This window comes from Pseudomonas idahonensis (genome assembly GCF_037903935.1).
GTDB lineage: Bacteria > Pseudomonadota > Gammaproteobacteria > Pseudomonadales > Pseudomonadaceae > Aquipseudomonas > Aquipseudomonas danubii.
Genome location: NZ_CP149586.1, coordinates 2,364,211 through 2,376,134 on the forward strand (window position 1 = coordinate 2,364,211; position 11,924 = coordinate 2,376,134).

The following is an 11,924-nucleotide window of genomic DNA, read 5'->3' on the forward strand; positions in this document are numbered from 1 at the left end:
CTCAGTCTTCCTTCGGTACGACCCAGAAAATTTGCACGCCACCATCGTCGCGATAGGCGAGGGTGACGTTGTCGTTCTCGGCGATTTCCTCCAGCAGGCGTTCCCACTCGTCCTGGGGCTCATCGGCGAGGCGGAAGATCAGGGCTGCCTTGGCTTTCTGTGCGGTAGGGGAGTTGATGATTTTCTGGATGCGTACACCCAGGCGTTCGTAGGAGCTGAGGGGCGTTTGGGTCGTGGCCACGGAACAATCCTTAATAAGCTGTACGTGTATACAGTATTTAACTGTAAGACATTTCGCAACTGCTTAAGATTCAAGAAGTTCCTCTGACCATGCTTTACGCATTTGTCTCACGGATGAGGGAGATTTTTTACGGGGGAGGGCGCGACGAGGCTGTTAGGCGGGGGGCGGAACCACTCGCCTGGATGGGCGAGTGGTTGAAGCCTGCTCGACCGGAGTCGGTCGAGCGGAGGGCTGTCAGTATTCCCAGAACATGCGTTGCAGTTCTTTGCTGTCCTGAGTCTTGGTCAGAGCGACCATGGCCAGGATGCGGGCTTTTTGCGGGTTCAGGTCGTGAGCCACGACCCAGTCGTTCTTGTCGTCAGGCTGTTCAGCGTTGCGCAGTACGAAGCCGCCAGCATTGACGTGGGAAGAACGAATGATCTGCACGCCGTTCTTGCGCAGCTCTTGCAAGGCTGGCACTACGCGGGAGGACACGGAGCCGTTGCCGGTACCGGCATGGATGATGGCTTTGGCACCACCTTGTGCCAGGGCCTTGTAAGCGGTGTCGCTGACGTTGCCGTAGCCGTAGGCGATTTCTACGTCAGGCAGGCTCTTGATGTTCTTGATGTCGAATTCCGAATCCATGGTGTGACGCTTGGCAGGCAGGCGGAACCAGTAGGATTTGCCTTCCACTACCATGCCCAGTGGGCCCCATGGGCTCTTGAAGGCTTCGGTCTTGATGTTGATCGTCTTGCTGACATCGCGACCGGACTGGATTTCATCGTTCATGGTGACCAGCACGCCTTTACCGCGGGCGTTCTTGCTGCCGGCTACGGCTACTGCGTTGTACAGGTTGAGCATGCCGTCAGCCGACATGGCGGTGCCTGGGCGCATGGAGCCGACGACCACGATCGGCTTGTCAGTCTTTTCCACCAGGTTGAGGAAGTAGGCGGTTTCTTCCAGGGTGTCGGTGCCGTGGGTGATGACGATGCCATCGACGTCTTTGCTGTCGGCCAGTTCAGCAACGCGGCGACCCAGTTGCAGCAGGTTTTCGTTGGTGATGCTTTCCGAAGCGATCTGCATGACTTGCTCGCCACGCACATTGGCCAGTTGGCTCAGCTCGGGGATGCCGGCGATCAGTTGTTCGATGCCGACTTTGGCTGCTTGGTAGGTGGCGCTGTTGGCGGCACTGGCGCCGGCGCCGGCGATGGTGCCACCGGTAGCAAGGACCACGACGTTGGCGAGTTTCTGTTGGGTTTCAGCTTCTTTGGCCTGCACAGCTGCAGGCAGAAGCAGGAGGAGGGCCAAAGCGCCCGGAACGAAGGTTTTGAAGGCAGATTTCATTATTTTCTCTCTAGTAGTGAGACGGTGCTGATGCAGGTTCATCTAGAAACACCCCGACCGCAGATCTGTATGCGGTGAGGCAGTGAGGGTTGAGCAGGATCTGTACCAGCGCTACCTTGGTCTGATAAGTATTTTAAGTTACTGATTTATATCAACTTTATGTATTTTTATGGCGGCGATGGAGTGGTGTGTGTCCGGGTTTCCGAACGTTTGCGCGGGTAGGCGTTCGGCAATCCGAAAATGCCCGTCAGCGGTTTGGTACAAAGGGGCTGGGGCCGTTATTAAAGAATGTCGCGAGATGGTCGATGACCCGACAGGATCTTTTTTTCAGGAGTTCATATGTCTCTGTCAGTCGGATTTCCTGGCGCAGGAGCGATTTTGATCAATGGCAAGTCACCGGCGACCATTGATGCATTGAGTAACGCCGCTGCCGAGGAGGCGTCCACGGCGCTTGGCACCGATGAGTCGGACACCCTCCGGGTGGGTTCCGGCAAGCAGGCGGAAAAGTCCGAAGCCGCAGACTCGGGTGGAGACAATCAGAGCATCGTCGTCAAGATGCTGCTCAAGCGTATGCAAGAGTTGCAGGAGCAGCTCAAGCAGCAGCAACAGCAACTGGCTGCCGCCCAGGCCGCCGACTATCCGACCCCTGAAGCCAAGCAGACCGTGGTGATGGGCCTTCAAGGGCAGATCGCCCAGACCAACGGGGCCCTGGCCGAGGTATCGGGCAATCTGGTCCGTGAGCTGGCCAAGGACTCCTCCTCGGGCGGCCTGGTAAACACCACCGCATGACCCTCAGAGCCTGTTCGACGCTACGGTGCGGACAGGTTTCTCCTCTCCAGCAGTGGGGTTTTGCCCCCTGTCTGTCTGCTTTTTCCAGACACTGATCGGCGTTGACAAACTCTGGCTAGGTTCGCATAGTTCGTTTTACGCAAACGTTTGCGCGGCCTTTGGATAACGACAATCGTCTATCTTTCCAAAGTGCGGCACCGGCCTCCCATCCCTGCTGATGACGGCCTGCTCACCCTGCCGTGCGGACGCTGCTCACAATAATCATAAGATCGGAGTGAATTCATGAAGCTGCCCTTCGCTGGACGTCTACTCGCTGTCGCTGTTCTGGCTGCTGCATCCGCTGCCCTCCCTCTCTCTTCGGCCTATGCCGAGACCTCGCAGAAACCCAAGGTCGCCCTGGTCATGAAGTCCCTGGCCAACGAGTTCTTCCTGACCATGGAAGACGGCGCCAAGGCTTATCAGAAAGAGCATTCCGCCGATTTCGACCTGGTGTCCAACGGCATCAAGGACGAAACCGATACCGCCAACCAGATTCGCATCGTCGAGCAGATGATCGTCTCCAAGGTCAGTGCCCTGGTGATTGCACCCGCCGACTCCAAGGCCATGGTGCCGGTGATCAAGAAGGCGGTGGATGCCGGGATCACCGTGATCAATATCGATAACCAACTCGATCCCGGTGTGCTGAAAAGCAAGAACATCAGCGTACCTTTCGTGGGGCCGGACAACCGCAAGGGGGCTCGCCTGGTGGGTGAGTACCTGGCCAAGCAACTGAAGGCCGGCGACGAAGTGGGGATCATCGAAGGGGTTTCCACCACCACCAACGCACAGCAGCGCACCGCTGGCTTCAAGGACGCGATGGACGCCGCGCAGATCAAGGTGGTCTCGCTGCAATCCGGCGACTGGGAAATCAACGCAGGCAACCGTGTGGCCTCGGCGATGCTCAGCGAGTACCCGAATCTCAAGGCATTGCTGGCCGGTAACGACAGCATGGCAGTGGGGGCGGTTTCCGCCGTGCGGGCCGCCGGTAAGGCCGGCAAGGTCCAGGTAGTGGGCTACGACAATATCAACGCCATCAAACCCATGCTCAAGGATGGCCGGGTCCTGGCCACTGCCGACCAGTTCGCTGCCAAGCAGGCGGTGTTCGGCATCGAGACCGCGCTGAAGATCCTCAAGGGCGAGAAAGTCGACAGCGGTGCCAACGGCGTGATCGAAACTCCAGTTGAGCTGGTCACCAAGTAGTCCTTCCGGCGGCACAACGGCGCTCGCCCGTTCGGGCGAGCGCATGGAGAGTTTCTTATGTCAGTTTCCGCTGCGAACGCTGTCCTCTCGGTCAGCGGTATCGGCAAGACCTATGCACAGCCGGTATTGACCGGCATCGACCTGACGCTGATGCGTGGGGAGGTGCTGGCCCTGACTGGTGAGAACGGCGCCGGCAAGAGCACCTTGTCGAAGATCATCGGTGGTCTGGTCAGCCCTACCACCGGCCACATGCAGTTCAACGGCCAGGACTATCGCCCCGGTAGCCGGACCCAGGCGGAAGAGGTGGGGGTTCGCATGGTCATGCAGGAGCTCAACCTACTGCCGACCCTGTCGGTGGCCGAGAACCTGTTTCTCGACAACCTGCCCACTACCGGTGGCTGGATCAGCCGCAAGCAATTGCGCAAGGCCGCGATCGAGGCCATGGCCCAGGTCGGCCTTGACGCCATCGATCCTGACACGCTGGTGGGTGAATTGGGCATCGGTCACCAGCAGATGGTGGAGATCGCCCGCAACCTGATCGGCGACTGTCATGTGCTGATTCTCGATGAGCCGACGGCCATGCTCACTTCACGTGAGGTGGAGATGCTCTTCGAGCAGATCACTCGCCTGCAGGCTCGGGGCGTGTCCATCATCTATATCTCCCATCGCCTGGAAGAGCTGGCCCGGGTGGCCCAGCGCATTGCTGTGTTGCGTGACGGTTGCCTGGTGTGTGTCGAGCCCATGGCCAACTACAACAGCGAACAGCTGGTGAACCTGATGGTGGGTCGCGAGCTGGGCGAACACATTGACCTGGGCGAGCGCAAGATCGGTGCACCGGCGCTGACGGTCAGCAACCTCAGTCGCTCGGACAAGGTTTGTGATGTGTCCTTCGAGGTGCGCAGTGGCGAGATCTTCGGTATCTCCGGCCTGATCGGGGCAGGGCGCACCGAGTTGCTGCGGCTGATCTTTGGTGCCGACGTCGCCGACAGCGGCAGCATTGCCCTGGGCACGCCGGCCCGTCCGGTGAGCATTCGCTCCCCGGTGGATGCGGTGGCCAACGGCATTGCGTTGATCACTGAGGATCGCAAGGGCGAAGGGCTGCTGCTGACCCAGTCCATCAGCGCCAATATCGCCCTGGGCAACATGCCGGCTATTTCCAGTGGCGGCCTGGTCAATGGCCAGGACGAAGAGCAACTGGCCCGGCGGCAGATCGATGCCATGCGCATTCGCAGTTCCAGTCCGGCGCAATTGGTGTCCGAATTGTCCGGCGGCAACCAGCAGAAAGTGGTGATCGGCCGTTGGCTGGAGCGCGACTGCTCGGTGTTGCTGTTCGACGAGCCCACTCGCGGTATCGATGTCGGCGCCAAGTTCGATATCTATGGCCTGCTGGGGGAGTTGACCCGCCAGGGCAAGGCCCTGGTGGTGGTGTCCAGCGACCTGCGCGAGTTGATGTTGATCTGTGATCGCATCGGCGTGCTCTCTGCCGGGCGTCTGATCGACACCTTCGAGCGTGACAGCTGGACCCAGGACGAATTGCTTGCCGCCGCCTTTGCCGGCTATCAAAAACGAGATGCGTTGCTCAGCGAAGCGACGCCTAGGAATGCATCATGAAAACTGCACCTGCAAGCGGCAAGCGAGGCGGCCATTACTACGGCCTCGGCACCTACCTGGGTCTGGCGGGGGCGTTGTTGGGGATGATCGTCCTGTTCTCCCTGCTCAGCAGCCATTTCCTTTCCTATGACACCTTCAGCACCCTGGCCAACCAGATTCCCGACCTGATGGTGCTGGCGGTGGGTATGACCTTCGTCCTGATCATCGGTGGCATCGATCTGTCCGTGGGGTCGGTGCTGGCCCTGGCGGCCTCGACAGTCAGCGTGGCGATTCTCGGCTGGGGCTGGAGCGTGGTACCTGCGGCATTGCTGGGCATGGCCTGTGCGGCGCTGGCGGGAACCATCACCGGCTCGATCACTGTGGCCTGGCGTATCCCGTCCTTCATCGTGTCCTTGGGGGTGCTGGAAATGGCCCGGGGTGTTGCCTATCAGATGACCGGCTCGCGCACGGCCTATATCGGTGATGCCTTCGCCTGGTTGTCGAATCCGATTGCCTTTGGCATTTCGCCGTCGTTTATCATTGCCCTGCTGATTATCTTCCTGGCCCAGGCGGTGCTGACGCGCACCGTGTTCGGCCGCTACCTGATCGGCATCGGTACCAACGAAGAGGCGGTGCGTCTGGCGGGGATCAATCCCAAACCCTACAAGATCCTGGTGTTCAGCCTGATGGGGTTGTTGGCGGGTATTGCAGCGCTGTTTCAAATTTCTCGCCTGGAAGCGGCAGACCCGAATGCGGGCTCCGGTCTGGAGTTGCAGGTCATCGCTGCGGTGGTGATTGGCGGCACCAGCCTGATGGGCGGACGCGGTTCGGTGATCAGTACCTTCTTCGGCGTCTTGATTATTTCCGTGCTGGCTGCAGGCCTGGCGCAAATCGGCGCATCAGAACCGACCAAGCGCATCATCACCGGCGCGGTCATTGTGATTGCCGTGGTGCTGGACACCTATCGCAGCCAGCGCGCCAATCGGCGGGTTTGATTCATGGCAACAATCAAGGATGTGGCAGCGCTGGCGGGGATTTCCTACACCACGGTGTCCCATGTGCTGAACAAGACGCGGCCGGTCAGTGAAGAGGTGCGGGTCAAGGTCGAGGCGGCGATCAAACGCCTCGACTATGTGCCCAGTGCGGTGGCCCGCTCACTCAAGGCCAAGACCACCGCGACCATCGGCCTGCTGGTGCCCAACAGTCTCAACCCCTACTTCGCCGAACTGGCACGAGGGATTGAGGACTACTGCGAGCGCAACGGTTACTGCGTGATCCTCTGCAACTCCGACGATAACCCGGACAAGCAGCGCAACTATCTGCGTGTGCTTCTGGAAAAGCGCATCGACGGGCTGATTGTGACGTCCGCTGGTGGCGACAGTGGTCTGGCCCAGGGTCTGGCCGGGGTGCGCACGCCGATGGTGATTGTCGACCGTGGGCTGGAAGGGGTGGACGCCGATCTGGTGCGTATCGACCACCATTACGGTGCCTACCTGGCGACCCGGCACCTTCTGGAGCTGGGGCACCGGGACATCGCCTGTATCGGCGGACCGGCCAACACCAGCGTGGCGCAGATGCGCCTGGCGGGGTTTCGCCAGGCGTTGCAGGAAGCCGGTGTCGAGGTGCCAGCAGGGCGCATCCTGGAAAGTGATTTCAGCAGCACTGGTGGTTATCGCGCTGCGGCGCAGTTGCTTGAGAGTCGCCCGCCAAGCGCCATTTTCGCCGCTAACGACATGATGGGCATCGGTGTGTTGCGGGCCGCGGCGGAGCGCAATATCCGTGTACCCAGTGAGCTCTCGGTGATCGGCTTCGACGACATTCTCATGAGCCGTTATGTCTACCCGGCGCTGACCACGGTGGGTCAGTCGATCCTGCAACTGGGGGAGACCGCGGCAGAGTTGCTGCTGCGCCGGATCGCTGCGCGGGAGTTGCCGGTCGACCAGCGCATCGTTACGCCGAATATTGTCTTGCGGGAATCGACTGCGCCGCTCAGTAGCGCATTTGCCGAGTACCGCTGAATCCAAATGATTGAGTATCGATGTATGCCAGCAAAAGTAGTGGTAGTGGGAAGCCTCAATATGGATCTGGTGACCCGGGCCGAGCGCTTGCCGCGAGGAGGCGAGACGCTGATTGGCAAATCCTTTGCGACGGTTTCCGGTGGCAAGGGAGCCAATCAGGCAGTGGCGGCCGCCAGGCTGGGGGCGCAGGTGTCGATGGTCGGCTGTGTTGGCGATGATGCCTATGGCGAGCAATTGCGCAGTGCCTTGCTCGCCGAGCAGATCGATTGCCAGGCGGTGAGCGTGGTAGAGGGTTCCAGCGGCGTAGCCCTGATCGTGGTGGATGACAGTAGCCAGAATGCAATTGTCATCGTCGCCGGTGGCAACGGCCTGCTCAGCCCCGAGAAGGTTGCGGGGTTTGATCGGGTGTTGCAGGAGGCCGACGTGATCATCTGTCAGTTGGAAGTGCCCCTGGCAACGGTGGGGTACACCCTCAAGCGCGGGCGTGAGCTGGGCAAGACGGTGATTCTCAATCCGGCGCCGGCCAGCGGCCCGCTGCCGGAGCAGTGGTACGGCTCGATCGACTACCTGATTCCCAATGAAAGCGAGGCGTCCGCCCTCAGTGGCGTGGCGGTGGACTCGCTGGAGAGCGCCGAAGCTGCGGCCGGTCGCTTGATCGCCGCCGGTGCCGGCAAGGTCATCATCACCCTGGGGGCGCAAGGTTCGCTGTTTGCCAATGGCCGCAGTTTCGAGCATTTTCCGGCGCCCAAGGTCAAGGCCATCGACACCACGGCCGCGGGGGATACCTTCGTCGGTGGTTTTGCCGCCGCCCTGGCTGCCGGCAAAAGCGAGGCCGAGGCGATCCGCTTTGGTCAGGTCGCTGCGGCGCTGTCGGTGACGCGCGCCGGTGCACAACCTTCCATTCCCACACTGTCCGACGTACAGGCCTTTGTCCCTTCATGAAAAAGACACCTTTGCTCAATATTGCCCTGTCACGCTTGATTGCCTCTTTGGGCCACGGCGACATCGTGGTGATCGGTGATGCCGGTCTGCCGGTGCCAACTGGCGTCGAGTTGATCGATCTGGCCCTGACCCACGGCGTGCCCGATTTTCTCGGCACGCTCAAGGTGTTGCTCAGCGAGATGCAGGTGGAGAGTCATGTGCTGGCCGAGGAGATTCTGCTGAAGCGGCCGCAGCCTTTACTGGGGCTGGACGTGCTGAACCTCAGTGGCGAGCTGGGGGAGCGCAGACTGATGAGTCACGAAGATTTCAAGGTGCTCAGTCGCCAGGCTCGTGCAGTGATTCGCACGGGAGAGTGCCAGCCGTATTGCAACATCGCCCTGGTTGCCGGGGTGACCTTCTAGGCCGCTGTCCGGCTTTTCCTTACCTTGCACAAGGAGTGCGCCATGCACCGCTATGCTCTGCTGTTTCAACACTGGTTCCGGAGTCTGCTGCTCTTGTCTCTACTCACTGCTACCGGCGCTCAGGCGGCGGAAAAAATCGATCTGATCATCGACACCGATCCGGGGGCCGACGATGTGGTGGCTCTGTTGTTCGCCCTGGCATCGCCCGAGGAGCTGCATATTCGTGCCTTGACCACGGTGGCGGGTAACGTGCGCTTGGACAAGACCTCGCGCAATGCGCGCCTGGCCCGTGAGTGGGCTGGTCGCGATGAAGTGCCGGTCTACGCCGGGGCGCCAAAACCGCTGCTGCGCACGCCGATCTATGCCGAGAATATCCACGGCAAGGAAGGCATTTCCGGGGTGACTGTGCATGAGCCCAAGGCGCCGCTGGCCAAGGGCAATGCGGTCAACTATCTGATCGATACATTGCGGGCGGCCAAGCCCCACAGCATCACCATCGCCATGTTGGGGCCGCAGACCAACCTGGCACTGGCATTGATCCAGGCGCCGGATATTACCCAGGGCATCAAGGAAGTGGTGGTCATGGGTGGCGCACACTTCAATGGCGGCAATATCACCCCGGTGGCCGAGTTCAACCTGTTCGCCGATCCTCAAGCGGCCGAAGTGGTGCTCAAGAGTGGCGTCAAGCTGACCTACCTGCCACTGGACGTCACCCATAAGGTGCTGACCAGCGAGGCGCGACTGCAGAAGATCGCCGCCTTGAACAACAATGCCAGCAAGGTGGTAGGGGATATCCTCAATGAGTACGTCAAAGGCGACATGGAGCACTACGGTATTCCTGGCGGCCCGGTGCATGATGCGACGGTGATCGCCTATCTGCTCAAGCCTGAGCTGTTCAGCGGGCGTCAGGCCAACATGGTTGTCGACAGTCGTGAAGGGCCGACGTTCGGCCAGACCATCGTCGACTGGTACGACGGCCTGAAGCAGGAAAAGAACGTGTTCTGGGTTGAGAATGGTGATGCTCAGGGCTTTTTCGACTTGCTCACCGAGCGTCTGGCTCGCCTCAAGTAAGCAGCGCCCCCGCAGGCTCCTGCCTGCGGGGTTCTATTCCCGTTCCGGGTCCTGTGCGCCTGGGTGATCAGCAGGGTACTTCTCGAAAACCTGCTCAATGAACGCCCAGGCGGATTGGGTTCCCAGCTCCTTGACCAGCAGGTCTATGCCAATGATCGCCAACTCTTCCGGGCTCCCTGGGCTGTAGGAGCACTGGCCTTGGGGCCATTTGGCTTTGATGTCGGCGTCGATACTCACGGTGGCCATGAAAGTCTCACGATTTCGGATAAGGCGGGCGCCAGGGCCGGGCCTGGGCGGGTGTTTGCTGCGTCGCAGAGTTAACCATGTTGCCGAGCGTTTGGCACTCCGACTTAGGCATCAAGCGGGGGCTATGCGACACTGGCGCTTTTCCTGCGCTCAAGGAAGCTTCTGTGCAAATCGATTTGAATCAGCCTGATGCCCTGACCCTGGAGGCGGTGCGCCAGCTTCTGGCTTCGGCCAGTGACAACGTGCATACCCAGTTGCGTGTCACCAGGACCGGGATTGCCTACATCTCTTCGGGAGTGGTGGGAGGTGTCGACATCGAAGGTTTGTTGTTTCGCCTGGAAACCTGGGCAGCCGGATCCGGCTATGTCGGCAACGTGGCGGCCAGTGATGAGGTTTGGGTAATGCAGATCTTCAATGCACTCAAGCAGAACTGGCCGAAACCGGCGTTCGACTACATCGATATCTATTGAGTGCTGTTCATATTCAGTGACGATTGTCCTGTGAAAGTGTCGCGATGCCTGAGGCAGACTTACTCGCTGTCCGTGACATAGGGCAAAAGGCCATTTTGTTTTGAAACCAAAAGCCAAATCGGCTGTCGCACGATCTCTGCTTAATTTTGAAAAGGAGGCTTCATGCCTTGGAAGCTCGCTTCATTCGGAACCTTGTTGGCCGCTGTTGTCCTCAGTGGATGCAGCACCACCGGGTCGACAAAGGAACCTGTGGCCTCTGAATCCGGGCACACGCGTTGTGAAGCAACAGCTGCCGAATTTGCCGTCGGCAAGAAGGCTTCTCCCGAACTGCTGGAACAGGCCCGTACTCGCGCAGGAGCGCAATATGCGCGTTTCCTCAAGCCTAATGACATGATTACTCTGGAGTACCGCTCCGACCGCCTGAACCTCAATACCGATGCCGGCCTGGTGGTTACTCGGGTCAACTGTGGTTGAGGCTTAGTTTTTTGGCCCGCGCATAAAAAACCCCGTCACATGGACGGGGTTTTTTTAGCTCGCTGAAAACTTACTCAGGGCGAACTTGTGCAGCTTGCATACCCTTTTGGCCTTTCTCAGCCACGAAGGAAACGGTTTGGCCTTCTTTCAGGCTTTTGAAACCGTCGCTTTCAATAGCTTTGAAGTGTACGAACAGGTCGTCACCGCCACCTTGAGGAGTGATGAAGCCGAAGCCTTTTTCATCGTTGAACCATTTTACGGTGCCGGTTTGGCGATTAGACATGGTGTATCTCCAAGAAACATATATTTTCAGTAGTGCTGTGCTGCTCAGGCCAACTGGGCACACCGAGCTATCATAGTCGAAATGTTCGGCTTGGGAGCCCCCTGTAGGTGCTCTTTGCCCGATGTGTCCGTGTATTTTGCCGTTCGATTTGCCTGTAGGCCCCGGTTTAAGGGGCTTTCGCGGAAAACAAACGGTGATAAAAAAACCCGTAAAAGCTGCGTAAATTGTGAAAAAAACCGCGTTTCAGGCCTGCTGACAGGCCTTGGTACAGCCTGTTTCGAGCGGTGGTTGGTTATTTGACCACTCGGCAAGCAGCGATGGCGTCCAGGGCTCGGGTTCTCAGTTCTGCACTAGGTTGCTTGGATTTACTCATCAGCTCCTTGATTTCATCGGTGGTGAATTTTTCATTCAGCTTCTCTGCACCGCAGGCGCAATGTTTCTCGGCGCTTTTGGCGTCGATGCTTTGGCTGGCTGCTGCAGTGCAATCCTTCATATAGTCGGCACGAGCTCCGGCAGGCCATGCAGCTTGTGCGCTCAAGGGCAGGAGCAGGGCGAGTGGGGCGGCCAGGGTAAGCAATTGGGTAAGGCGCATGAGTCGAGTTCTCCTGAGGTCGATAGCAAGGACGACGATTCTCTTGGTATTTGAGGTTCGGCGTACATCGCAAGTTCACTTTCTTCAATAAAAGACCGGAAAGTATCTTTTGGGAAACTTGCTGCGCGGTGCTTGCGATTTATCTGTGCTAGCATGCCCGGCTTGGGTGTTTTCAAGCTTTGGGTGTTGCACTTCTCCCTCGCGGTCTATGCCTCATTAATTTTGATTTGAACCCCAGTCACTCT

General features: G+C 59.2%; 15 protein-coding genes. 10 read left to right on the forward strand and 5 right to left on the reverse strand.

Going from position 1 to position 11,924, the window contains the following annotated elements:
- Position 1: 1 nt before the first annotated feature.
- Both WIN67_RS10885 and WIN67_RS10890 read right to left on the reverse strand, forming a co-directional pair.
- The gene (locus WIN67_RS10885) at positions 2-271 is read right to left on the reverse strand and encodes a DUF1654 domain-containing protein (protein ID WP_102863635.1); all 270 of its coding nucleotides are present in this window, start codon (positions 269-271) and stop codon (positions 2-4) included.
- A gap of 204 nt (positions 272-475) precedes the next feature.
- Positions 476-1,564: an asparaginase gene (locus WIN67_RS10890; RefSeq protein ID WP_102882492.1), complete on the reverse strand. Its 1,089-nt coding sequence runs from the start codon at positions 1,562-1,564 to the stop codon at positions 476-478.
- Positions 1,565-1,903: 339 nt separating this feature from the next.
- Between WIN67_RS10890 and WIN67_RS10895 the strand changes: the two genes are divergently transcribed.
- The 8 genes from WIN67_RS10895 (at position 1,904) to WIN67_RS10930 (ending at position 9,614) form a co-directional block, all read left to right on the forward strand.
- Entirely contained in the window at positions 1,904-2,353 is a 450-nt protein-coding gene (locus WIN67_RS10895) for a hypothetical protein (protein ID WP_102882491.1), read from the forward strand.
- A gap of 282 nt (positions 2,354-2,635) precedes the next feature.
- The gene (locus tag WIN67_RS10900) at positions 2,636-3,592 is read left to right on the forward strand and encodes a sugar ABC transporter substrate-binding protein (RefSeq protein ID WP_339071206.1); all 957 of its coding nucleotides are present in this window, start codon (positions 2,636-2,638) and stop codon (positions 3,590-3,592) included.
- A gap of 57 nt (positions 3,593-3,649) precedes the next feature.
- Positions 3,650-5,203, forward strand: a complete 1,554-nt coding sequence (locus WIN67_RS10905; RefSeq protein ID WP_253084554.1) for a sugar ABC transporter ATP-binding protein — start codon at positions 3,650-3,652, stop codon at positions 5,201-5,203.
- Complete coding sequence (locus tag WIN67_RS10910) at positions 5,200-6,177, forward strand: ABC transporter permease (RefSeq protein WP_102863626.1); 978 nt, start codon at positions 5,200-5,202, stop codon at positions 6,175-6,177. The genes WIN67_RS10905 and WIN67_RS10910 overlap by 4 nt, the downstream gene beginning before the upstream one ends.
- 3 nt (positions 6,178-6,180) lie before the next feature.
- On the forward strand, positions 6,181-7,200 hold the full coding sequence (locus WIN67_RS10915; RefSeq protein ID WP_110596813.1) for a LacI family DNA-binding transcriptional regulator: 1,020 nt from the start codon (positions 6,181-6,183) through the stop codon (positions 7,198-7,200).
- Positions 7,201-7,224: 24 nt separating this feature from the next.
- Positions 7,225-8,142: a ribokinase gene (gene rbsK, locus WIN67_RS10920; protein WP_102882487.1), complete on the forward strand. Its 918-nt coding sequence runs from the start codon at positions 7,225-7,227 to the stop codon at positions 8,140-8,142.
- Positions 8,139-8,543 (forward strand): D-ribose pyranase, encoded by a 405-nt coding sequence (rbsD, locus tag WIN67_RS10925; protein ID WP_102882486.1) that lies wholly within the window; start codon positions 8,139-8,141, stop codon positions 8,541-8,543. The genes rbsK and rbsD overlap by 4 nt, the downstream gene beginning before the upstream one ends.
- A 42-nt stretch (positions 8,544-8,585) precedes the next feature.
- A complete protein-coding gene (locus WIN67_RS10930) occupies positions 8,586-9,614 on the forward strand; it encodes a nucleoside hydrolase (RefSeq protein WP_102863619.1) in 1,029 nt (342 codons plus the stop codon).
- 33 nt (positions 9,615-9,647) lie between these two features.
- Here the strand turns inward: WIN67_RS10930 and WIN67_RS10935 are convergent, their stop codons facing one another.
- Positions 9,648-9,860, reverse strand: coding sequence for a hypothetical protein (locus WIN67_RS10935; RefSeq protein WP_102882485.1), 213 nt, complete (start codon positions 9,858-9,860; stop codon positions 9,648-9,650).
- A gap of 164 nt (positions 9,861-10,024) precedes the next feature.
- Between WIN67_RS10935 and WIN67_RS10940 the strand changes: the two genes are divergently transcribed.
- The gene (locus WIN67_RS10940; RefSeq protein ID WP_102863615.1) at positions 10,025-10,330 is read left to right on the forward strand and encodes a hypothetical protein; all 306 of its coding nucleotides are present in this window, start codon (positions 10,025-10,027) and stop codon (positions 10,328-10,330) included.
- Positions 10,331-10,492: 162 nt separating this feature from the next.
- Positions 10,493-10,804, forward strand: coding sequence for an I78 family peptidase inhibitor (locus WIN67_RS10945; RefSeq protein ID WP_102863613.1), 312 nt, complete (start codon positions 10,493-10,495; stop codon positions 10,802-10,804).
- A 70-nt stretch (positions 10,805-10,874) separates the two neighbouring features.
- On the opposite strand, the gene WIN67_RS10950 is transcribed toward WIN67_RS10945, so the two are convergent.
- A complete protein-coding gene (locus WIN67_RS10950; protein ID WP_003179963.1) occupies positions 10,875-11,087 on the reverse strand; it encodes a cold-shock protein in 213 nt (70 codons plus the stop codon).
- A gap of 292 nt (positions 11,088-11,379) precedes the next feature.
- Positions 11,380-11,679: a hypothetical protein gene (locus WIN67_RS10955; protein ID WP_102882483.1), complete on the reverse strand. Its 300-nt coding sequence runs from the start codon at positions 11,677-11,679 to the stop codon at positions 11,380-11,382.
- Positions 11,680-11,924 lie beyond the last annotated feature (245 nt).

Excerpts from the sequence above, each read along its gene's own strand:
- rbsK (WP_102882487.1), top strand. The coding sequence starts at position 7,225 with ATGCCAGCAAAAGTAGTGGTAGTGGGAAGCCTCAATATGGATCTGGTG.
- WIN67_RS10915 (WP_110596813.1), top strand. The coding sequence starts at position 6,181 with ATGGCAACAATCAAGGATGTGGCAGCGCTGGCGGGGATTTCCTACACC.
- WIN67_RS10890 (WP_102882492.1), bottom strand. The coding sequence starts at position 1,564 with ATGAAATCTGCCTTCAAAACCTTCGTTCCGGGCGCTTTGGCCCTCCTC.
- WIN67_RS10905 (WP_253084554.1), top strand. The coding sequence starts at position 3,650 with ATGTCAGTTTCCGCTGCGAACGCTGTCCTCTCGGTCAGCGGTATCGGC.
- WIN67_RS10945 (WP_102863613.1), top strand. The coding sequence starts at position 10,493 with ATGCCTTGGAAGCTCGCTTCATTCGGAACCTTGTTGGCCGCTGTTGTC.
- WIN67_RS10930 (WP_102863619.1), top strand. The coding sequence starts at position 8,586 with ATGCACCGCTATGCTCTGCTGTTTCAACACTGGTTCCGGAGTCTGCTG.
- WIN67_RS10900 (WP_339071206.1), top strand. The coding sequence starts at position 2,636 with ATGAAGCTGCCCTTCGCTGGACGTCTACTCGCTGTCGCTGTTCTGGCT.
- rbsD (WP_102882486.1), top strand. The coding sequence starts at position 8,139 with ATGAAAAAGACACCTTTGCTCAATATTGCCCTGTCACGCTTGATTGCC.
- WIN67_RS10955 (WP_102882483.1), bottom strand. The coding sequence starts at position 11,679 with ATGCGCCTTACCCAATTGCTTACCCTGGCCGCCCCACTCGCCCTGCTC.
- WIN67_RS10935 (WP_102882485.1), bottom strand. The coding sequence starts at position 9,860 with ATGGCCACCGTGAGTATCGACGCCGACATCAAAGCCAAATGGCCCCAA.
- WIN67_RS10895 (WP_102882491.1), top strand. The coding sequence starts at position 1,904 with ATGTCTCTGTCAGTCGGATTTCCTGGCGCAGGAGCGATTTTGATCAAT.
- WIN67_RS10910 (WP_102863626.1), top strand. The coding sequence starts at position 5,200 with ATGAAAACTGCACCTGCAAGCGGCAAGCGAGGCGGCCATTACTACGGC.
- WIN67_RS10950 (WP_003179963.1), bottom strand. The coding sequence starts at position 11,087 with ATGTCTAATCGCCAAACCGGCACCGTAAAATGGTTCAACGATGAAAAA.